The following is a 20,944-nucleotide window of genomic DNA, read 5'->3' as shown; positions in this document are numbered from 1 at the left end:
TTCTATTTCTAAGGAGACTTCCATCATGGCTTCCGCCGCTCAGGTCACTGCCAATCAGGCAAACGCTCGCCTTTCCACCGGACCCGCCTCCGCTGAAGGCAAAGCCCAATCCGCCCAGAACGCCCGCAAACACGGCCTCACCTCGCTCGCCCTGAAGATCGGCGAATACGAACGAATCGAGTTCGACACCCTCGCAGCCGAATTGCGCCTCCAAACCCGCCCCACCGGCTGCCTCGAGGAAGAACTCTTCCACCGCATCCTCTCCCACTCCTGGAACCTCCGCCGCATCGAAACCTTCGAGTCCCTCATCCTCGCCGAAACGAACCCATTGGCCGAGCCGGGCCCCGAGGCCGCCAACCTGGATCGCTACGCCCGCTATCGTCGCGACCTCGAGCGCTCCCTCTACCGCGCTCTGAACGAACTCCGCAAACTCCAGACCGAACGCTCCGCGCTTCTCCTCCAACGCGCCCCCGCCATCCAGTCCTTCGCCGAAAATGCGCCCCTCGCCGATGTCACCCGCCTCCAACCACTCGTGGACGAGCGCTTCTCCGGTCCCCTGCACGAGCAGATCCTCGCCAAACTGAGGTTTGAGGGTGGCATCCCCATCGCCATCGAGTACAGCCAAGGCCTCTCCAACCGGTTTGTCCAGCACGCCGATTCCGGCAAACCACTGGCCCAGTTCGTCGGCTGAAGCCCCTCGCCGAAACGAAGCCAATCATCTTCGAGAGGCCTGTCCTCCGATCCCAAAGGTTCGCGCAACCTTTCTGCCTCAAGGCGAATCTGCTATAAGAGTTAGATCACTGGGACATTCTGGAGGCCGATTTATGTTGAATAAAGCCACACGCGCTGTTCTCTGTTTGGCTCTGGCTGCAGGATCCGCCGCAGCTCAAGAATCTGCCCTCAGCGGTCCGGTTTCCGGCCTGTTGATCGATGAACAATCCCGCTCGGTGCGCCCCATCATTGGTATGCCCGGCTCGGCCTACGCCGGCAGCCCGCTCGTCCGCTCGTTCGATTTCGCGTCCACCGCACCCGACGGCCGCAACGCCCTCGTGGCCAAGGACCAGTCCCTGTACCTCGTGCGACGGCTAGATGGCGGCGCGCCCGTGTGGCGCGAGTTCGCCAAGCAGGCCGCCGTTCCCTCGCGCGTGGTCTGGAGCGATGGCGCCGAATCCGTCGGACTCCTGAACGCCGACGCGACGCAGCTCGACCTCTGGTCCGGGCTGGCCTCCGAACCCAAGCTCGCCGGTTCTGTCAGCGTGTCCGGCATCACGGAACGCATCGTGTCCCTGGCCGTGGATAAGAATGCCGGCTTCGCCTTCGCTGCCACACAGGGACAGTCGTCCGGCACCCTCTATCTCCTGACCGCTGGCGCGGAGCCCCGGATGCTCATGCCGCTCACCCAGGCAGGCGCCTTGTTGCTCGCTGGAAATGCTCTCTATGTGGCTGACCGCGGACTGAGTACCGTCACCCGCGTGACGAACTGGGCTCAGAATCCGAATCTGGCCAATGTGGCTTCCGCCGGCAGCGGCGTAGCCGACCCCGTGGGCGTCGCCCTCTCCCAGGACGGCAAGCTGCTGTATGTGGCGAATGCCGAATCCCGCCAGATCCTGGCCTACGACCTTGGCTCCAACTCGCTGAAAGGCGCCCTCGACCTGGACTTCGTGCCCAGCGGTCTCGACCGCATGGGCTCCAACTCGCTCTTCCTGCTGCGCAACGGCATCGCCGGAGAGCAGCCCGCCCAGGTTCTGGACACCAACGCGCAAAAGGTCTACTTCGTGCCCGTCGGCCTGGCCGTGAGCGGCGGCGAATAACCGGCCGCCTCTACAACTCGCAGGCCCGGCCCTGTAAAATGGGCGCGCATGCGCACTCCTGCCCTGCTCGCGCTCTGCCTGCCCCTGCTGGCCGGCGATCTGATTCGCGACGACTTCTCGCGCTTTCCGCCCGGTTGGCTCTCCCAACCCGTCGGACAGTTGAACGCCGCCATCCAGGAGTATCACTACCTGCCGCACCGCGGGGTGCCCCTGGAGCCGTGGTTCAACCCCATCGTCCATCAGGACGCCTGGATCGCCAGCGACGAGAACGGTAAGTCCTACGTCGAGCAGCAGGGTCTCACCGATCGCCCCGCATGGTTCAACGCCATGCTCGTCACCGGTGAACCCGAATGGAAGAACTACACGGTAGAGGCTCGCGTAAAGCCGCTCTCCTTCGGTGACGTGGCCGGCATTGTCTTCCGCTATCACACCAACCGTCATTACTATGTCTTCGGGCTCCGCGATGGCGACAAGGCCGTCCTGCGCTTGCGCCTGCCCCTCGACGAGAAGCTCCGCACCGCCGCCTGGCGGGACCTGGGTACGTTCAAGTTCAGCTACGAGGTCCGCCGCTACTACACGCTGAAGGTCGAGAACCAGGGTCCGCGCATGCGTGCATACATCGACGGCCAACTGGTGCTCGAAGCCGATGACACGGAGATCCTCTCCGGCAAGGCCGGCATTACCGCCAACCGTCCGGCCCGGTTCACTGACTTCGCCGTTACCGCGGCCGACGCCCAGATCCAGGCTATCCGCGCCCAGATCGACAAGCGCAACCAGGAACTCGCCACCCTCCAAGCCTCCAACCCCAAGCCGGTTCTCTGGAAGAAGATCTCGACCCCAGCCTTCGGAGCCGGCCGCAACATCCGTCTCGGCGACCTCGATGGAGACGGCAAAACCGATATCCTGATCGGCCAGAACATCCCGCGCGTTCGCGGCGACGCCTTCGACCATCTCTCCTGCCTCACCGCCATCACGCTCGAAGGCAAGGTGCTCTGGCAGCAGGGCCGCCCGGATCCACGCAACGGCCTGCTCACCAACGACACGCCGTTCCAGATCCACGATGTCGACGGCGACGGACGCAGCGAAGTCGTCCTTGTCCGCGACTTCCAACTCCAGATCCTCGACGGCCGCACCGGCCAGCAGAAACGCTCCGTCTGGATGCCGCGCATGGGCGACGACATGAAAGAGCGGCCGTATGAGCTGAACTCCGGCGACTCCATCGCGTTCCTCAACCTGTCCGGGCACAAGGAGCCGCGTGAGATCCTCGTCAAGGACCGCTATGCGCACTTCTGGATCTACGACAACGAGCTGAAGCTGTTGTGGAGCGGCGACGGACAGACCGGCCACTATCCTTATGCCTTCGATGCCGACGGCGATGGCAAGGAAGAGTTCATGCTCGGCTACAGCCTCTGGTCCCACGACGGCCGCAAGCTGTGGTCGCGAGACAGCGAGCTCAAAGACCACGCCGACGGCATCGCCATCGGCAACTTCTCGGGAGATCCCAAGGCGCAACCCATGGTCTATGCGTGCGGCAGCGACGAAGGCTTCATCCTGTTCGATCGCGAGGGGCGCATCGTCAAGCACCTGCTCATCGGCCACGCGCAAAGCCCCAGCGTCGCCAAATACCGGCAGGACGTACCCGGCCTACAGTTGATGACCATCAACTACTGGCGAAACCCGGGCATCATCACCTTGTTTGACGCCCAGGGCAACATCTTGGCGCAGGAGGAGCCTATTCACTCCGGCAGCCCGCTTCTGCCCGTGAACTGGCGCGGAGACGGTCAGGAATTGGCGCTGCTCTCCGGCAACGTTCGCGAAGGCGGTCTCATCGACGGCCAGCTCCGCCGCGCCGTGATGTTCCCAGACGACGGCCATCCGGACCTCGCCTCCATGGTGGCCGACCTCACAGGCGACGCCCGCGACGAAATCATGCTCTGGGACCAGTCTGGCATCTGGATCTATACCCAGGACCGCCCCTTTAGCGGTACCCGCCTCTATGCGCCGAAACGCAATCCCGACTTCAACGAGTCCAACTATAGGACGACGGTGTCCCTGCCCGGCTGGAAGGATGTTCGATGACCCAATTGCTCTTGGTCGACGACGACCGGGACCTCTGCTCGCTGATCAGTGACTTTCTCACCAGCAATGGCCTGGCCGTGGAGATGGCTCACGATGGCCCGGCGTGCCTGCGTGCGGCCGGCATCCGCCGCTACGACCTCATCCTGCTCGACGTCATGATGCCCGGCATGGACGGCTTCGCCGTGCTCGCCGAGTTGCGCCGCTTCAGTGATACCCCGGTCGTCATGCTCACCGCGCGGGGGGAACCGGCCGACCGCATCGCCGGGCTCCGCCTCGGCGCGGACGACTATCTACCCAAACCGTTCGACCCGGACGAGCTCCTGGCCCGCATCCAGGCCATCCTGCGCCGCGTCACCGGTGTCACCGTGCGTGAAAGTTCGCCGAATATCGAGATCGCGGGCGTGCGGCTCAACCCTTCAGCCCGCGCCGTCACCTGTAATGATCAGCCAGTCGACCTCACGGCCGCGGAGTACGAGATTCTCGAGCAACTGATGCGCGCCGCCGGCCGGCCCGTATCCCGGGACGAGATCTCCCTGCGGCTTTATCAGCGGGAAGCCTCGCCCTTTGACCGCTCGATCGACGTCCACCTGAGCCACATCCGCCGCAAGCTGGGCGAGAGCGGCGCCATGATTCGCACCATTCGCGGAGCCGGCTATCTGTTTGCTCTGGATAAGGCAGGGGAGACAGTCGAATGAGATCCATCTTCACCAAATTGACGCTCTGGTTCCTCGCCACGCTCGCACTCTCGCTGCTCGCCTTCTTCATCACGAACCGCTACTTCACCCCGCGTGTTTTTGAACCAGGGAGAATGTTCCGCTCCACCCACCGGCTACAACTCGAGTCCGCCGTCGATGCCTACGAACGCGGCGGCAAGCCGGAGCTCGCGCGCTACATGCAGCGCGTCGACAGCCTGTTCCCCGGTTCGCATTACCTCCTGGATGCCACGGGACACGACCTGCTCACCGGTAGGGATCATTCCGCGGAGGTCGCCAATTCCGGCCCCGGCATGAGCATGATCGCGCACAGCACCAGCGACAAGCACTATACGATGCTGGCCGCGCTGATGCCGCGGCCCGACCTCATGTCGTTCCTGCCTTACTACTTCTGGATCGCCCTGCTGGTTGCGCTCATGGCCTGGGCCTTTGCTCGCCACTTCGGCCAACCTCTGCGTGCCCTGCGCGAGACGGTCCGGCGCTTCGGCGGCGGCGATCTCACCATGCGTGCCCGCTCCACGCGGCGCGATGAACTGGGCGATCTCGCCCGCGACTTCGACGCCATGGCCGATCGCATCGAAACACTCCTGACCGCGGAACGGCGCCTGCTGCAGGATGTGTCGCACGAGTTACGCACGCCCCTCTCGCGGCTCTCGCTCGCCGTCCAACTCGGACGCCCCGAACAGTCAAAGCAGGAGATCGCGCGCATGTCCGCGCTCATTGGAGAACTAACGGAAATGACGCGCGCTGAAGGCGATCCCGCGGCCCACGCCCGCGAACCCTTCGATCTCTCAGGTCTCCTGACCGAAATTGCCGCGAGCTACGATCTCAACCTGGATATCCAGCCCGGCCTGACCTGCCACGGCCGCCCGGCCCTGCTGCGGCGGGCGGTGGAGAACGTCCTGCAAAACGCTCAGCGCTATGCGCCGGCCGAGGAAAAGACGAGGCTCAGTGCCGCGATGGAGAACGGTCATGCCGTGGTGCGTATCCGCGATTTCGGCCCCGGCGTGCCTGAGGCGACACTCGAAGATCTGTTCCGCCCATTTTTCCGTGTGGAAGTGCATCGCTCCCGCGATTCCGGAGGCGTCGGACTGGGCCTGGCCATCGCCCAAAGGGCTGTCCGGCTTCATCATGGCGACATCGTCGCGCGCAATGCGAACCCCGGCTTGGAAGTTACCATCCGGTTTCCACTTTGATTAGTTGATTTCACAATACTTAACGCGCGTAACCGTGGCCCCCAAGCTATCGTCTAGACAGATGCGGGCCACATAAAAGAACGCTCACCAACGATCGTGGGCACCATCTTGGCTCGTTTCGACTGGCCAGGCCGGAGGACGCCGTGCGGACTGGACCCCCTGTCACGCCGTGCCCGGCTCTGGCCGTCTGAATTATACGTTAGCTTCGTGCTATACTTAACCTCGAGTAGAAGTTAATCTGCACCCCCCTGTTTTTTTCCGCTAGCCGGAACCTGCCGATTGCCTTCCCACAAAGTCTGAATGAACAACTTTTCTGAACTCTCTCTGTCTCCTGTCCTCAAGGAGAACCTTGTCAAAAACTGCTTCGTCGAACCGACTCCGGTTCAGGCGGAAGCCATTCCGCCGGCCCTCGAGGGCCGCGACGTAGTTGCCACGGCGCAGACCGGCACTGGAAAGACCCTTGCCTTTATTCTGCCTGTGCTTGAGTCTCTGCTCCGGACACCTATCAAGTCCGGCGTGGGCGCTCTCATCCTGAGCCCCACACGCGAGCTCGCCATCCAGATCCAGGAAACGTTCCAGCGTCTCGCCGCAGGTAGCGGCTTGCGCGCCGCCGTCGTTGTGGGCGGCTTGAACGAGCAGCGTCAACTGCATGATATTCGCCGCGGCGCACAGGTGATCATCGCCACGCCCGGCCGTCTCTGTGATTTCCTCGATCGCCGTCTCGTCCGTCTCGGCACCGTCCGGCACCTCGTGCTCGACGAAGCCGACCGCATGCTGGACATGGGCTTCATGCCCGCTCTCAAAATGATCCTCGCTGCGATGCCGGCCGAGCGCCAGACCCTGTTCTTCTCCGCGACCATCGAACAGTCGGTGGCCCACCTCATCAACGAGCACCTGAAGAACCCCGTTCGCATCGCCATCGGCTCCGCTACCAAGCCGGCCGAAATGGTGGACCTCCATGTCTACGAAGTGGAACAGGACCGCAAGCTCGGCCTGCTGCACTCGCTGCTGAAGGCCGAACCCGGCTCAGTGCTCGTTTTTGCCCGCACCAAGCACGGTACAGACCGTCTGGCCCGCAAGCTCAGCGCGCTCGGCGTCAAGGCCGCCCGTATCCACGGCGACCGCACGCAGAATCAGCGCAATGAAGCTCTCAAGGGCTTCCAGCAGGGTCACTACCGCGTCCTGGTCGCCACCGACGTTGCCGCCCGCGGCATCCACGTCGACGGCATCGCCCACGTCGTCAACTACGACCTGCCCCAGGTGCCGGAAGACTTCATCCACCGTGTCGGCCGTACCGGCCGCGCCGGTGCCCGTGGCGTCGCCTCCACCTTCAGCACGCGCAACGAACGCTCCGACATCCGCCGTATTGAGCGCACGATCAAGATCACGCTCACGCGCCGTCCCGTCGGGCCCGAGATCGAATTCGAGCAGAACATGAAGATGGCGCCCGTCGTGGTGCTGCCCGTCGCCCACCATCATCATCAAACGGCCCGCCCCGAGAGCTCGGCTCCTCGCGGCCGCAGAAGCTTCGGCCCTGCCGCCCGCCGCCGCGCCTAACCGGGCTTAAGTCCAGATCGTGAACGCCGGCAGTGCTCCCCAACGGGACTCCTGCCGGCGTTCCTGTTTTCCCTACCCTCAGTTCTTCCCCCGCTTCCGCGCCTGCTGCTTCCGCTCTGCCCGCATCTCCTGCAGTTTCCTGAACTGGTCTTCCGTCAGGATCGTCTTCAACTGCTTATCGTAATCCTCGCGCAGCGCCATCATCTTCTGCCGCCTGTCCCGCTTTGACTGTGTCGTGTCAGCGCGCAACGACTTCAACTTGCCAGCCTCTTCCGCCAGAATCGGCTGGATCTTCGCCTTCTGGTCGTCATTGAGACCCAACTCCTGCGCCATCCGCTGCGCCTGCTGTCCGCCGCCCTTCTGTGGAGCCGCCGCCAGCACCGCCGCCAACGGCAAGATCACGGAAATAAATCGCCAGATTCTCATGCCCCCTAAGACGGAGACTCACGCCAGCCGGTTGACATGCCATGATGATTGGCATGAGTCGCGTCCTGATGGTCAGCCCCGAAGCTACCCCTTTCGCCAAGACGGGAGGACTCGCCGACGTCACCGGAGCCCTGCCGGCCGCCCTGCAGGAGGTCGGCGATGAAGTAGCCGTCGTGATGCCGCGCTACCGCCAGATCCCCTATCACGAGACGGAAAGCGCCTTCGACAACATGGTGGTCTTCGCCGGATCGACGCCCTACCGCGTGGATATCCGGACCCAGGTCCACAATGGCGTGCGCTTCTTCTTCGTGGAGGCGCCCTACTTCTTTGACCGCGAAGGCATCTACAACGTCAACAATCGCGACTACACCGACAACCACAAGCGCTTTGCGGTCTTGTCCCTGGCGGCCATCGGCATCGCCCAGACCGTCTTCGAGTGCGACATCCTGCACTGCCACGACTGGCAGGCCGCCCTCACCCCGGTCTACCTGGCCGACCAGCAGCATTCGAATCCGCGGTTTGCCAACGTCAAAACCGTGATGACCATCCACAACATGGGCTACCAGGGGATCTTCGGCAAAGCCGCATTTTCCGACCTGGGACTGAACTGGGGCTGGTTCACCTCCGACAAACTTGAGCACTTCGGTGACATTAACCTGTTGAAAGCAGGCATCCAGACCTCAGACTGGGTGACCACCGTCAGCCCGACCTACGCGCGCGAAATCCAGCAGCCGGAGGGCGGCTTCGGACTCGATGGCGTCCTCCGCTCCCGCTCCATGGCACTCTCCGGCATCCTGAACGGCGTCGACTATAACGAGTGGAACCCCGAAACCGACAAGTTCCTGCCCGCCAACTACTCCAGCGGGGATCTTTCCGGGAAACGCATCTGCAAACGAGCCCTGCTGGAGGAGTTCGGCCTGCCCTCGGACAATCTTGACCGGCCGCTCATCGGCATCGTGTCCCGCTTCGCCGAGCAGAAAGGCTTCGACCTGATTGCCGGTATCGCCAATCTGGTGGCGGAGCGCGACGTCCAGCTCGTCATCCTGGGCAGTGGCGAGCCCCGGTTCGAGCGCATCTTCCAGGACTGGCGCCGCTGGCTGCCGCACCGCGTTGGTTTATATACCGGTTACAACAACGCCCTGGCCCACCGCATCGAGGCCGGCTCCGACATCTTCCTGATGCCGAGCCTCTACGAGCCCTGCGGACTCAATCAGATCTACAGCCTGCGCTACGGCACGGTGCCCGTGGTCCGCGCCACCGGCGGGCTGGATGATACCATTCAGGAAGATACCGGTTTTAAGTTCAGTTGGTACTCCGTGGGCGCGCTGTACGACACCCTGCGTTCAGCACTAGGAGCTTTTGAGAATCGCGATTCCTGGACGGCCCGGATGCGTCGAGGCATGGCGAAAGACTACTCCTGGACCGCCTCTGCCCGCGAGTACTCTGCTTTGTATCAACGCTTGTTGGGGCGAGGTTGAATCTAAAACGCCCCGGCTCTCATCTGATCCGACTGGAGAAGGAAATTCGATCATGGCTGGCAAGAACACAGTGGAATTTAGCGACGCGAGTTTCGATCAGGACGTGCTCAACGCCGATGTCCCCGTCTTGGTGGACTTCTGGGCAGAGTGGTGCGGCCCCTGTAAAATGATCGCGCCGACCGTCGACGCCTTTGCCGAGGAGTATGCCGGCAAGGTGAAGGTGGGCAAGGTTAACGTGGACTTCAACAATGGCACGGCAGCCCGTTTCATGATTCGCGGCATTCCTGCCCTGTTGCTCTTCAAGGGCGGCAAGGTGGTGGATCAACGCGTCGGCGCCGTGGGCAAATCCGAACTCGTGAAGATGGTGGAGCCGCATCTGGGATAAGCGGCTCCCCAAAGCGGAGCATAGGGCGGGCCTCATGGCCCGCCCTTTTTGTATTTCAGGGGATAATTCATGATCGACTTCGACGATTTGGCCGGCCGCGCCAGGCGCTACCAGGCCTCCCTCGACGGCCGCCTGGTACGGCCCGATGACGCCGCCATCGCGGCCTTGCAGCGGCTGGAACAACCGTTCCCCGAGGCACCAACCGCCCCGGCCGGCATCCTCGCCGAGCTCGACGAGATCGGCAGCCCCGCCACCATGGCGGCCACCGGCGGCCGCTACTTCGGCTTCGTCACCGGCGGGGTCCTGCCCGCCGCCCTCGGCGCCGACTGGCTGGCTGCCGTCTGGGGCCAGAACGCCGCCATGGACGTCATGTCGCCCATCGCCGCCCGCCTCGAGGAGATCGCCCTGCGCTGGATCGGCGAAGCCCTGCACCTGCCCGCCACCGGCGGCGCCCTGGTCACCGGCGCCACCATGGCGAACTTTACAGGCCTCGCCGCCGCCCGGGAGACCCTACTCGCCCGCCAGGGCTGGAACGTCTCGTCGCAAGGACTCTTCGGAGCCCCGCCCATCCCGGTCGTGGTCGGCGGTGAGGTACACGCCTCCATGCGCAAAGCGCTTTCCCTTCTCGGACTCGGCAAGGACCGCGTGATCCAGGTGCCCGTCGACGGGCAGGGCCGCATGCGCCCCGACGCGTTCCCCACCTTGAACCAACCGGCCATCGTCTGCCTGCAAGCTGGCAACGTCAACACCGGCGCCTTCGACCCCGCCGTTGAGCTCATCCCGCTAGCCAAGGCCTCCAACTCCTGGGTCCACATCGATGGAGCTTTCGGCCTTTGGGCGGCCGCCGCCCCCGCCCGGGCTCACCTCATGGCCGGCTACGATCAGGCCGACTCCTGGACCACCGACGCGCACAAGTGGCTCAACGCCGGCTACGACTGCGGCATCGCGCTGCTGAAGGACGCGGCCCCCTTGCGCGACGCCCTGGATGCGCCCGCCGCGTATTTGAGTCATGGCAGCCAGCGCCAGCCCATGCACTACACGCCGGAATCGTCCCGCCGCGCGCGCGGCGTGCCCGTCTGGGCCGCCCTCAAATCACTCGGAAAGCAGGGTTTAGCCGACCTGGTGGAGCGCTGCTGCCGGCACGCTGCCCGCTTCGCCGAAGGCCTGGGGCAAAGTGGCTTCGAAATCCTCAACGAAGTCGTCCTGAACCAGGTGATGGTCTCCTTTGGCACCTCGGAGCAGACGAAAGCGGTCATCGCGGCCATCCAGGAAGACGGGACCTGCTGGTGCGGATCCACCCAATGGCAGGGCCACACCGCCATGCGCATCAGCGTGTCGTCGTGGGCGACCACCGGCGAGGACGTTGCGCGCTCGCTGGAAGCGATTCTGCGTGTGGCGCGTCAAACCATAGACCGGGGAGCCCTGCGATCATGACCACTCGAGAGGTAGCGGCGCGGTTTCACGAGGCCGTCGCCACAGCAGCCGGCCAGCTGCGCGTGATCACCGAGGAGACAGCAAGCCAGCCTTCCTGTCCCGGCGGCTGGCTGAAGAAGCAGGAACTCGGCCACCTGCTCGATTCCGCCCAGAACAACCATCAGCGCATCGCGATCGCAGCCCTCGAAGGGCGCTACGAAGGCCCCACCTACGCCCAGAACGCCTGGGTCGACCTGCATGGCTATGCGGAAATGCCCTGGTCGCACCTGCTGCGGCATTGGGAAGAGCGCAACTGGATGCTGGGACGGCTGATCGCCCGCATACCAGAAGAGCGGCTATCGGCTCAGGTGATCCTGGGCGGCGGCGCACCGATGAGACTGGAAGCCTGGATCGACGACTATATCCAGCATCTCCAACACCACGTCGAAACCATCACCACCGAACGGTAACGAAATCTACAGGGGCTTCACGCTGGTGATTGTGGTTTCCGACTGGAAAGTGAGGCTCAGCTCGAATCCGACACTCGGCAGCAGCGGCAAATCGGCGACGATAAAGTCGGGCTGCCCTGAACGGTAGGTGGTCAGCCCGCCGTTCCCGGCGATCAACGCTTTCACGGCCGCCATCACATCGCCCATGCTGTCTATCTTCACGATGCCCTTGCTGTTGTGAAGGGCTTGGGCAATCTTTACCAGCACGCCGAGTTTCTTGGCGTCTTTCACGGCTCCAGCCGCTTTGGCCCAGTTTTTTAGACCGACAGTCACATTGATGTCGAACCCTCCTTTGAACTTCATCCCCTTGAGCTTGGCGGGTTCGGCCACATTCGACGCAACTACCACCTGGACGGCGCTGGACACACCTCCGCCGCCGGCCACCTTCTTCACCGTAGCCGTGACGGCGAACCGCTTCATGGTCTTCAGGTTCATCACCACGCCGGCCACGCCATCCACACCCTCGGGATAGATGCCGGGCGTCAAGGCCAGTTTGACGGCTCCGCCCACATAGGTCCTGGCCGGATCGATGCCGACATCGCGGTAGTAGTTCTCCAGCACCTGCGCCCACACGGAGTCGGACGGAAGTCCCCGTACAAACCCGAGAGTCGGGTAGTCCTTGCTGTAGGACAACCACAGCTCTCCGCCTCCGCGCGCGGCTGTCGCGACGTAGCCGACGGCCGCGCCGATCGTCTTCCGGTTGGCTTCGCTCTTCGTGAAGTTGGTGCCGCGCGGGTACCGGTCGAGTTCGGACTTGATGGTGTACAGCCTGGACTTGCCTTCCTGATTCACGTCGTACGCTTTGCGCGACATCAGGACCGCAATCAGGTCGTCCCAGTCCGCGCTCATCGGACACGGTGAACCGAGCCGGGTCGGCTTCACCGCGACCATCTGAGGCCTGTTGCGGCTGGCCGCCGCCTCCGCCGCCCGGAAGCAAGGCGGTGGCAGCCCGTCCTCCCGGTTGTTCTTCGTGCACTGCGTGCACTCGGCAAAGTTCATCTTGCGGTCGCCCATGCTTCAGTCAGCGCATTCACACCACAAGCGGACTCACCGAGGCTCAAAAGAAAGGCAATACCAGCCTATTGGCCGTTGCGATTACGGAGCAAAGAACCCGTTGATGTCCATTACCAGGTGTGTCGCCTCCGTCACAAATGCCGAGATCGCGCCAGGAGGAAACAGGCATCACCCCGGGTCAGGCACACCGGCCGCCGCTCGCAGCGGATACGCATGCCGCCCAACCAGCTCGAATATCTCGTCCCCACGGATGCCCGCACCGGTTTGCAGGAGTACATGATCCAATTCGCTTTGACAAGCTCTTTACAATGGCCCGTACCATCACGGCAAAAAGGAAAAGGCCCCCATGGCGGGAGCCCTTCCATCCATCGCAATCGCAGACGCGGCCTAGTAGACGTTCGAAGTGATCGCGCCCTCGGAAGCCGAACTCACCAGCTTGATGTACTTCGCCATCACGCCGGTCTTCCGCGCGGGCGGCGGAGCCACCCACTTCGCGCGGCGCGCCGCCAGGGTCGCCTCATCCACGTCGAGCGAGATCTTCTGGTGCTCGATGTCGATGGTGATCGGGTCGCCTTCCTCGACAAACGCGATGGGTCCGCCGACCGCCGCTTCCGGAGCCACATGCCCCACCATGAATCCGCGCGTCGCGCCCGAGAACCGCCCGTCCGTCATCAGCGCCACCGTGTCGCCGAAGCCCGCGCCCATGATGGCCGAGGTCACGCCCAGCATCTCGCGCATGCCCGGCCCGCCCTTGGGTCCTTCATAACGGATCACCAGCACGTCGCCATGCTGGATCTTGCCGTGCGTCACCGCCGCCATGGCGTCTTCTTCGCAATCGAATACGCGCGCCGGACCCTGGTGGAGCTTGCGGTCGATGCCCGTCACCTTGATCACGCAGCCTTCCGGAGCCAGCGAGCCCTTCAGGATCACCAGCCCGCCGCTCTTCTTGATCGGGTTGTCGAGCGCGCGCACCACCAACTGCCCCGGAGTCTCCGCCGAGCGCTCAGCCTCTTCCCCCAGCGTCCTGCCGGTAATCGTCAGCGCCGATGGATCAGCAAACTTGCCATCCACCAGCCGCTTCGCGACCACTCCGATGCCGCCCGCCTTGTCCACGTCCGCCGCCACATATTGGCCAGCCGGCTTCAGGCTGAGCAGCAGCGGAGTCCGCTCGCTCACCTTCTGGAAGTCGTCGATCACCAGATCGACACCCGCCTCGCGCGCCATGGCCAGCAGGTGTAACACGGCATTGGTGGAGCCGCCCGTCGCCGCCACGCTCGCAATCGCGTTCTCAAATGCCGCCCGCGTACAGATCTCGCGCGGCAGCCGATTGTTCTTCACCGCATCCAGAATCACCTGGCCGCAATAGGCCGCCACCGCATGCTTGCGGTTGTCCACCTGCGGCACCATCGCCGTATTCATGGGCGACAGACCGATGATCTCCATCACCGTCGCCATCGTGTTGGCCGTGAACTGGCCGCCGCACGCGCCCGGACCCGGCGACGCCACGTTCTCGATATCCAGCAGTTCCTGGTCAGTGATCTTGCCGGCTGCGTTCGCACCCACCGCCTCGAACACTTCCTGGATGGTGACGTCCTTGCCCTTATACTGCCCGGGCAGGATCGAGCCGCCGTACAGGATGACGCCCGGGATGTTGAGCCGCAGCAGCGCCAGCGCCGCCCCGGGAATCGTCTTGTCGCACGCCACCAGGCAGACCAGGCCGTCGAACATGTGCCCGCGCGTAACGAGCTCGATGGAGTCGGCCACCACCTCGCGCGAAATCAACGAGGCCTTCATGCCCTGCGTACCCATCGTGATGCCGTCGGAGATCGCGATGGTGTTGAACTCCATCGGCGTTCCGCCGGCCTCACGGATACCGCGGGCTACGTCTACCGCCAGGTCGCGCAACAGGAAATTGCACGGCATGGTTCCAATCCAGGTGTTGGCGATACCGATGATGGGCTTCTTCAAGTCCTCATCGGTGAAGCCGATACCCTTCAGCTGGGCGCGCGCCGGGGCGCGGTCCCGTCCCTGGGTGATAGTGTACGACTGGAGTTTCATGATGAAGCCTCCATCCTACCAACCACCGCAAACCGGCGACGCAATTTACGCGTAGGCCGCGCTCACCTGCTTCTTCATATACTCCAGATCCTTGCGAATCGAAGGCAGGTCGTCGCCGCCCGGATACTCCAGGTGCAGCGACAGCGGACCGCCAAATTCAGCCTTGGCGTACTCCGCGAACACAGCCTGCCAATTCACCATTCCTTCCCCCAGCGGGCACCAGTGATTCTTCCACTGCCCGTTCGACTTCTCCCAGTAGAAGTCCTTGATAGCCGACATCTTCAGCCGCGGCAGCACCAGGTCCAGCGACACCCGCCAGCCGTTCAGTCCGCCCTCCACCGTGGCATGCCCCGGATCAAAGTAATACCCGGCATCCCGTGGACTGACATCCTTGATCAGCTCGCGATAATCCCACACGGCGCAGCCGAAGTAGGGGCCCGAATGGTTGTGCAGCCCGGCGGTCAGGCCATACTGCTTCGACAGCGTCAGCAGGCCATCCAGCTTCCGCTTGTTCTCCTGCGCCGCCGCCATCACCCCCTGGCCCTTCTTCGCGGTCCAGTAGCCCACCTTGTACAGCGAAATCCCAGCCTTCTTCATCGCCTCGAAGGTCGGCTTCGCCGCCGGATCGCTGGCATCCTTCAGATCCGTCGTGATCATCGGCACGCTTAGCCCGTGTTTGCGGATGGCGTCCACCGCCTTGGGCAGATCCTCGGCCACGCGCTCCGGCAGCACATGCCCCTTGGGCCGCACCGTCAGATCCACGCCGTCGAAGCCCACCTCCTTCGCCTTCGCGCCCAGTTCGTCCCACTGGAATTCGGACATGTGCTTCGAGAAGATGCACAGCACCGGCTTCACCTTCGCCGGTTGAGCGGCCAGCGGCAGCGCCGCCGTAGCCATTACGAAATCGCGTCGTGTCATGTCGTTTTACCCCAGCTTGTAAGGAGCCCGGTACTGATAGCTCAACAGCTTGTTGGCGGCCGCGTTGTTGGTAAACTTCTCCGCCTTCGCGTCCCATTCCAGATAGCCCTTCGTTCGCAGGGCGATGTGCCCCAGAATGCACGCCGAGGTGGACAGATGCCCGTCCAGCACGTCGCAGTTGCACTTCTTGCGGCTCTTCACGCAATCCAGGAAGTTGCGCGCATGCGGATACGTCTCGGCAAAACCCGACCCGTTCGACACCGGCTCCATCGCCGGCTTCTTCGAAGGACCGTAGCCCTTCTCCAGATTCCGGTCCAGCGGCGTGCGCTGACCGAACAGCACCTCCGTGGTCTTCTCCGGCACCACTTCCCACTTGCCGCTCTGCAGGTACATCGTACCCTTGGTGCCGCGAATCTCCAGTTCGCTGTTCTTCGCGTTCGTCGGCGCGCCGTTGGCGTTGTACTGGCTGAACACCACCATCGTGTCGCCGTAATCCCACAGCACTTCGGCGGTATCGGGAATCTCGCGGTTGTCCTTGATCACATACTTGCCGCCCATCGCCACAACCGACTTCGGAGCATCCTTGCCCAGCGCCCACCGGATCCAGTCCATGTAGTGCACGCCGAAGTTCGTGATCTGCCCGCCCGAGTAGTCGTAAAACCAGCGGAAATTGTAGAACGTGCGGTTCTTGTTATACGGCACCTTCGGGGCCGGCCCCAGCCACTTGTCCCACGCTTCCGCATTCGGAGGCGCCGAATTCGGAGCATCGCCGATCCCGTTCGGCCACTCGTTCTGTACGTGGTAGCCCTTGGCCACTGTCACGTGCCCGATGCCGCCATTCCGCACAAACTCCGCCGCCTGCCGCAGCGACTCCACGCTGCGCCGGTGAATCCCGATCTGCGACACCCGCTTCGTCTCAGCCGCCACCTGCACCATGCGCCGCCCTTCCCAGATGGTGAGCGACAGCGGCTTCTCGCAATACACGTCCTTGCCCGCGTGACAGGCATCCACGAACATCAGCGCGTGCCAGTGATCCGGAGCCGCCACCACCACGGCATCCACGTTCTTGTCTTCCAGCAGCTTCTTGTACTCGGTGTACTTCTTCGGAGTCGCACGTGACTTCTTGATCGCGAAATCCATGTAGTCGTCGCGCAGGTCGCACACGGCCACCGTCTCCTGGTCGCCGTGTTCCAGAAACGCGTCGTGCACCTGATCGCCCCGGTTCCCCAGGCCGATGTACCCCATCTGGATCTTCGCGTTGGCGCCGAGAATGCGCCCATAGCTCAGGGCCGTAGCCGCCATCGCGGTCTTGGTAAAAATGCGTCTAGTCGTATCAGGCATGATTATTTCTTGATCTCACTCAACAGCTCCCGCACCGCTGTGTCGAGCTGCGTGTCTTTGTCGGTATAGGTCTCGCCCACGGGCCTGGTGACCGCAATGTCCACCGGCCGCGGATTCAACTCCATCACTTTGCCTTCATGGTCGAAAATCTTGGTGCCCGGCGTACGCAACAGGCTGCCGTCCAGCAGTTGGGCGCCGCCCGTGTAGATGATCCAGCCGGCCGTCGGTTCGCCCACCACCTTGCCCAGCTTCAGCGTGCGATACCCTTCAGTGAAGTCTTCCGCATCTGACAGCGAAAACTGGTTCGTCACCAGGATCGTCGGCAACTCCAATGCCCTCTGCCCCAGAATCGACCGCGCCGGACCCTGCGGCATCCCCCGCTGCTCCATGCGCAGATACGGCCGCCGCGCGAACACATCCAGCGCGTACGCGTTCACAAACCCGCCATTGTTGTTGCGGATATCAATCACCACACCCTGCTTCGTCTGGTTCTCCGTATCGAGGTCGATATACAGCTGCCGCAGCGACTCGTCGCCCATGTCCCGCATGTGGACATAGCCCAGCTTTCCGCCACTCACCTTCTCGACGTACGCCCGCCGGCCTTCCACCCACTGCCGGTAACGCAGCAAACCCTCGGCCGCCGTCGTGATCGGCCGCACCACCACTTCGCGCGTCTCCGTGCCATTGCTCACCTTGAGCTCCACGCGCTTGTTCACCGTGCCGCGCAGCAGGTCATCCACGTTCACATGCCCGTCCACAGCCGTGCCATCAATGGCGGCAACCACGTCACCGGCTTTGATCTTCATCACGTCCGCCGGACCCAGAGTGATTACTTCCGATACCTTCAGCTGCCCGTTTTTCTCATACGCCGCGCGATCAAATCGCAGCCCCAACTTGCCTACCGGACCCGGAGCCGGCCGGCCCGGCGCCGAAATCCCCGAGTGCGATGCGTTCAACTCGCCCAGCATCAGTGAGATCAGCCGCCGCATCTCATCCGACGTCTGCGCGCCCTCGATCTGCGGCTCGAAGCGTGTCTTCACCGCATTCCAATCCGTGCCGTGGAACTTGTCGTCGTAGAAGATATCGCGCATCACGCCCCACGCCTGGCGGAACACCTGCACCTTCTCGTTGTCGAAGTCGACGTCCATCTCGGCCGTCAGCGCCAACGGCTTCGTCTGCCGCGAGTCGATGTTGATGCTCATCACGCGGCCGCCCTCGGTGTACCACACCGTCTTTGAATCCGAGGCCCACTGCGGATTGCCCTTCGGCGCGGGAGTCGACGTCAACTGCTTCGCCACCGGAGCCTCGCGCGCGAGTTCGTCCAGCGGCCATAGATACAGGTTCCCCTGGCCCGCTACCTCGGCCTCCACCAATAGCCACTTGCCATCCGGACTGATCGCCGACGCCTGTGCATCCAACCCCACCGGCAGCAGAGACAGTCTCTGCCGGATCCCTTCAAACGTGATCTCCACCGGAGTTTTCTTCTTTTCCTCCGGCTTGGCCACCTCGGGTTTGGCGCCCGCCGCCGGAGGCTTCGCCGCATCCGGCTTCGGACCCTCGGGCTTCTTGGCCTCTTCCTTGAACAGGTCGCGGAACTCGTCCTCCCTGAACTTCGGAGCCTTCGGTACCAGCTCCACGCGGCCGATCTGCGTGTTCTCGGTCCGCTGCGTCGTCGAGAACAGCAGGAACTTCCCGTCCGGGCTCCACAGCGCGTCAAACGTCGACACATTCGCCAGGAAGCTCAGCGGCTTGGCCGCCCCGCCCGCCGCCGGCACCACCGAAATGTTCCGGAACGACTTCTCGCCGGCCGGCGAGAACGCGATCCACTGCCCGTCGCCCGACCACGAGATGGGACCCGTGATCGAACCCGACGCCAGCACCTGCTCCTGCCCGCTCTCCAACGTGCACAGCCGCAGCTCCTTGCGGTCCCGCACAAAGGCGATCTGCTTCCCATCCGGAGAGAACTTCGGACCCACGTCATTCAGGTCCGCCTTCGTCAACTGCTTCTCCGTCCGCGTGGAAAAGTCGTACAGATACAGATTCGAGTGACCGCTGCGATCCGACAGATAAGCGATCCGCTTGCTGTCCGGGGCCCACACCACGCCCGATTCCGCCGCCGGACTCGTCGTCACACGGATCGCCTCCCCACCATCCTTCGTGGGCGCCGCCCAGATCTCTCCATGCGCCGTCACCGCGATCTTCTTGCCGTCCGGCGACAACGCCAAGCCGCCGAACGACGCCAGCGGCTGCCGGGAGAATCCGGTGCCCGAAGGCGTGCCTCGCAGCGTAATCGGCACCTGCGCCGCCTGACCGCTCTTCGTGTCGCACTGCCAGATCCCGAAGTCGCGCTCAAACACGATCGTCTTGCCGTCATAGCCAATCGACGCCCACAACACGCGCCCGTCCTTGAACTTCGTTACCGGCTTCGTCGCGCCGCCCTGCCACGCCCACAGATTCTCGGCGCCACCGCGATCCGACACATAGTAGAGCGACTTTCCATCGGCACTCCACATCGGCCACTCGTTCCGCGCGCCCATCTCCACCAGCTTCGTGAACGGCGCCGCCGCACCCTCTTTCCACAGCCAGATCTCGCTCTCGTCCAGATGGCTGTGCCCGTGACGCCACCACTGGTTGTAGCCGATGCCGCGCGCCGCGAACGCCACGCTCTGCCCATCCGGAGACGGCGCCGCGTGGAACTCGGTCATCATCTGGTCCGCCACCACCTCCATCGGCGTCCCACCTTCGGCACTCACCCGATAGACATCCGCCAGCTGCACGGACTTGTTCGCGTGAAAATAGAGCCACTTCCCGTCACGCGACCAGTTGTCCAGCATCTCCGCGCCGTCGTCGAACGTCACCCTCTTCACCTGCCCGCTGGCCACGGTCAAAACGTAAATATCCCCGCCGCCCGTGCGCGTCGATACGAAGGCCAGCTTCGTCCCGTCGGGCGACCACATGGGCCGCGACTCCGTCGCCGGGTTCGACACCAGCAACTGCGCTTCGCCGCCCTTCGCGGGCACGGTCCAGATATCGCCGCCTGAGACAAAGGCGATTTCCGGCCTCGTCGGACACAAAGAAGGCTCTGCCAGCGACGGCTTGCCTGCGTGAACGGCACTCGCACTGGCGGCGAGCAGGAGGGTGGTGAGGGTAAGTGTCTTCACAGCTTTGAAATCATCCTCAATATATCCTGAGTTTGATGACTGCCAAGCTTGCTGTAATGTTACTCGGCACCCTGATGCTAGCCGAAGCCGCACCGAAGATCCTCGTCCATGGCCATCGCGGCGCGCGCGCCATGCGCCCAGAGAACACCATCGCCGCCTTCGAATACGCCATCAAGGCCGGCGCCGACTTCCTCGAACTCGACCTCGCCGTGACCAAGGACGGCGTCCTCGTCGTCTCCCACGACCCCCAGCTCAACCCCAAGATCTGCAAGGCCCCCGAAGGCGAAACCGCCATTCATAAGCTCACCCTGGCCCAGGTGCGCCAATGGGACTGCGGCACCCTCAAGAACCCTGAGTTCGCAACGCAACAGCCCGTTCCCGGTGAGAAGATCCCCACCTTCGACGAAGTCCTCGCTCTCTCCTCCCAGGGCAAGTTCTCCTACAACGTCGAGATGAAGAGCGACCCCAAGAAGACTGAACTCTCCGTAGAACCCGCCGAGTTCGCCAAGCTCGTCGCCGCCGCCATTCATAAACACAAGCTGGAGAACCGTGTCGTCGTCCAGAGCTTCGACTTCCGCACCCTCGTCGAACTGCGCAAAATCGCGCCCAAGATCCGCATCTCCGCCCTCTACTTCGGCCCCGCCAAGAGCTTCGTCGAGATCTCCAAAGAGGCCGCCAACGCCGAAATCGTCGCCCCTTACCTCTCCCTCGCCAAACCCGAGGCGGTTCGCGAAGCCCACGCCGCCGGCCTCCAGGTGGTCCCCTGGACCGCCAACAAACCCGAGATCTGGGATACCCTCATCGCCGCCGGTGTCGACGCCATCATTACCGACGATCCCGCCGCCCTGATTGAGCACCTGCAGGCAAAAGGGCTACGCTAGCCTG

17 protein-coding genes are annotated in these 20,944 nt (G+C 63.5%); 11 read left to right on the top strand and 6 right to left on the bottom strand.

Going from position 1 to position 20,944, the window contains the following annotated elements:
* The first annotated feature begins 25 nt into the window (after positions 1-25).
* From IRI77_RS25910 to IRI77_RS25885, 6 genes are all read left to right on the top strand, one after another.
* Positions 26-691 carry a hypothetical protein gene (locus IRI77_RS25910; RefSeq protein ID WP_194447895.1) on the top strand — a complete coding sequence of 222 codons (666 nt, stop codon included), beginning with the start codon at positions 26-28 and terminating at the stop codon, positions 689-691.
* Positions 692-947: 256 nt separating this feature from the next.
* The gene (locus tag IRI77_RS25905) at positions 948-1,811 is read left to right on the top strand and encodes a YncE family protein (protein WP_194447894.1); all 864 of its coding nucleotides are present in this window, start codon (positions 948-950) and stop codon (positions 1,809-1,811) included.
* A 48-nt stretch (positions 1,812-1,859) separates the two neighbouring features.
* Entirely contained in the window at positions 1,860-3,890 is a 2,031-nt protein-coding gene (locus IRI77_RS25900) for a hypothetical protein (RefSeq protein WP_194447893.1), read from the top strand.
* On the top strand, positions 3,887-4,585 hold the full coding sequence (locus IRI77_RS25895) for a response regulator transcription factor (RefSeq protein WP_194447892.1): 699 nt from the start codon (positions 3,887-3,889) through the stop codon (positions 4,583-4,585). Before IRI77_RS25900 ends, IRI77_RS25895 begins: the two co-directional genes overlap by 4 nt.
* Positions 4,582-5,799: a sensor histidine kinase gene (locus tag IRI77_RS25890; RefSeq protein WP_194447891.1), complete on the top strand. Its 1,218-nt coding sequence runs from the start codon at positions 4,582-4,584 to the stop codon at positions 5,797-5,799. The genes IRI77_RS25895 and IRI77_RS25890 overlap by 4 nt, the downstream gene beginning before the upstream one ends.
* 300 nt (positions 5,800-6,099) lie before the next feature.
* On the top strand, positions 6,100-7,356 hold the full coding sequence (locus tag IRI77_RS25885; protein ID WP_194447890.1) for a DEAD/DEAH box helicase: 1,257 nt from the start codon (positions 6,100-6,102) through the stop codon (positions 7,354-7,356).
* 78 nt (positions 7,357-7,434) lie between these two features.
* Here the strand turns inward: IRI77_RS25885 and IRI77_RS25880 are convergent, their stop codons facing one another.
* Positions 7,435-7,782 carry a hypothetical protein gene (locus tag IRI77_RS25880; RefSeq protein WP_194447889.1) on the bottom strand — a complete coding sequence of 116 codons (348 nt, stop codon included), beginning with the start codon at positions 7,780-7,782 and terminating at the stop codon, positions 7,435-7,437.
* A gap of 53 nt (positions 7,783-7,835) precedes the next feature.
* Between IRI77_RS25880 and glgA the strand changes: the two genes are divergently transcribed.
* The 4 genes from glgA (at position 7,836) to IRI77_RS25860 (ending at position 11,528) form a co-directional block, all read left to right on the top strand.
* The gene (gene glgA, locus IRI77_RS25875; protein ID WP_228486319.1) at positions 7,836-9,260 is read left to right on the top strand and encodes a glycogen synthase GlgA; all 1,425 of its coding nucleotides are present in this window, start codon (positions 7,836-7,838) and stop codon (positions 9,258-9,260) included.
* 52 nt (positions 9,261-9,312) lie between these two features.
* The gene (trxA, locus tag IRI77_RS25870; RefSeq protein WP_194447888.1) at positions 9,313-9,645 is read left to right on the top strand and encodes a thioredoxin; all 333 of its coding nucleotides are present in this window, start codon (positions 9,313-9,315) and stop codon (positions 9,643-9,645) included.
* A 69-nt stretch (positions 9,646-9,714) separates the two neighbouring features.
* Positions 9,715-11,079 (top strand): pyridoxal phosphate-dependent decarboxylase family protein, encoded by a 1,365-nt coding sequence (locus IRI77_RS25865; protein WP_194447887.1) that lies wholly within the window; start codon positions 9,715-9,717, stop codon positions 11,077-11,079.
* On the top strand, positions 11,076-11,528 hold the full coding sequence (locus tag IRI77_RS25860) for a DinB family protein (protein ID WP_194447886.1): 453 nt from the start codon (positions 11,076-11,078) through the stop codon (positions 11,526-11,528). Before IRI77_RS25865 ends, IRI77_RS25860 begins: the two co-directional genes overlap by 4 nt.
* A 6-nt stretch (positions 11,529-11,534) precedes the next feature.
* On the opposite strand, the gene IRI77_RS25855 is transcribed toward IRI77_RS25860, so the two are convergent.
* The 5 genes from IRI77_RS25855 to IRI77_RS25835 all read right to left on the bottom strand — a co-directional run bounded on the left by IRI77_RS25855 (position 11,535) and on the right by IRI77_RS25835 (position 20,059).
* Complete coding sequence (locus IRI77_RS25855; protein ID WP_194447885.1) at positions 11,535-12,581, bottom strand: hypothetical protein; 1,047 nt, start codon at positions 12,579-12,581, stop codon at positions 11,535-11,537.
* Between the two features lie 387 nt (positions 12,582-12,968).
* A complete protein-coding gene (gene ilvD, locus IRI77_RS25850) occupies positions 12,969-14,639 on the bottom strand; it encodes a dihydroxy-acid dehydratase (protein WP_194447884.1) in 1,671 nt (556 codons plus the stop codon).
* 45 nt (positions 14,640-14,684) lie between these two features.
* The gene (locus IRI77_RS25845) at positions 14,685-15,557 is read right to left on the bottom strand and encodes a sugar phosphate isomerase/epimerase family protein (protein WP_194447883.1); all 873 of its coding nucleotides are present in this window, start codon (positions 15,555-15,557) and stop codon (positions 14,685-14,687) included.
* 6 nt (positions 15,558-15,563) lie between these two features.
* Complete coding sequence (locus tag IRI77_RS25840; protein ID WP_194447882.1) at positions 15,564-16,898, bottom strand: Gfo/Idh/MocA family protein; 1,335 nt, start codon at positions 16,896-16,898, stop codon at positions 15,564-15,566.
* A gap of 2 nt (positions 16,899-16,900) precedes the next feature.
* Positions 16,901-20,059, bottom strand: coding sequence for a S41 family peptidase (locus IRI77_RS25835; protein WP_194447881.1), 3,159 nt, complete (start codon positions 20,057-20,059; stop codon positions 16,901-16,903).
* Positions 20,060-20,115: 56 nt separating this feature from the next.
* Between IRI77_RS25835 and IRI77_RS25830 the strand changes: the two genes are divergently transcribed.
* Positions 20,116-20,940 carry a glycerophosphodiester phosphodiesterase gene (locus IRI77_RS25830; RefSeq protein WP_228486318.1) on the top strand — a complete coding sequence of 275 codons (825 nt, stop codon included), beginning with the start codon at positions 20,116-20,118 and terminating at the stop codon, positions 20,938-20,940.
* Positions 20,941-20,944: the final 4 nt, after the last annotated feature.

Origin of the sequence: Paludibaculum fermentans (genome assembly GCF_015277775.1) — a bacterium.
Classification (GTDB): domain Bacteria; phylum Acidobacteriota; class Terriglobia; order Bryobacterales; family Bryobacteraceae; genus Paludibaculum; species Paludibaculum fermentans.
This window is presented reverse-complemented; position numbering and strand designations above follow the sequence as displayed.

Bases quoted from the DNA above. Each gene is read 5' to 3' on its own strand.
- IRI77_RS25910 (WP_194447895.1), top strand. From the start codon at position 26: ATGGCTTCCGCCGCTCAGGTCACTGCCAATCAGGCAAACGCTCGCCTT.
- IRI77_RS25900 (WP_194447893.1), top strand. From the start codon at position 1,860: ATGCGCACTCCTGCCCTGCTCGCGCTCTGCCTGCCCCTGCTGGCCGGC.
- IRI77_RS25895 (WP_194447892.1), top strand. From the start codon at position 3,887: ATGACCCAATTGCTCTTGGTCGACGACGACCGGGACCTCTGCTCGCTG.
- IRI77_RS25890 (WP_194447891.1), top strand. From the start codon at position 4,582: ATGAGATCCATCTTCACCAAATTGACGCTCTGGTTCCTCGCCACGCTC.
- IRI77_RS25885 (WP_194447890.1), top strand. From the start codon at position 6,100: ATGAACAACTTTTCTGAACTCTCTCTGTCTCCTGTCCTCAAGGAGAAC.
- IRI77_RS25880 (WP_194447889.1), bottom strand. From the start codon at position 7,782: ATGAGAATCTGGCGATTTATTTCCGTGATCTTGCCGTTGGCGGCGGTG.
- glgA (WP_228486319.1), top strand. From the start codon at position 7,836: ATGAGTCGCGTCCTGATGGTCAGCCCCGAAGCTACCCCTTTCGCCAAG.
- trxA (WP_194447888.1), top strand. From the start codon at position 9,313: ATGGCTGGCAAGAACACAGTGGAATTTAGCGACGCGAGTTTCGATCAG.
- IRI77_RS25865 (WP_194447887.1), top strand. From the start codon at position 9,715: ATGATCGACTTCGACGATTTGGCCGGCCGCGCCAGGCGCTACCAGGCC.
- IRI77_RS25860 (WP_194447886.1), top strand. From the start codon at position 11,076: ATGACCACTCGAGAGGTAGCGGCGCGGTTTCACGAGGCCGTCGCCACA.
- IRI77_RS25855 (WP_194447885.1), bottom strand. From the start codon at position 12,581: ATGGGCGACCGCAAGATGAACTTTGCCGAGTGCACGCAGTGCACGAAG.
- ilvD (WP_194447884.1), bottom strand. From the start codon at position 14,639: ATGAAACTCCAGTCGTACACTATCACCCAGGGACGGGACCGCGCCCCG.
- IRI77_RS25845 (WP_194447883.1), bottom strand. From the start codon at position 15,557: ATGACACGACGCGATTTCGTAATGGCTACGGCGGCGCTGCCGCTGGCC.
- IRI77_RS25840 (WP_194447882.1), bottom strand. From the start codon at position 16,898: ATGCCTGATACGACTAGACGCATTTTTACCAAGACCGCGATGGCGGCT.
- IRI77_RS25830 (WP_228486318.1), top strand. From the start codon at position 20,116: ATGTTACTCGGCACCCTGATGCTAGCCGAAGCCGCACCGAAGATCCTC.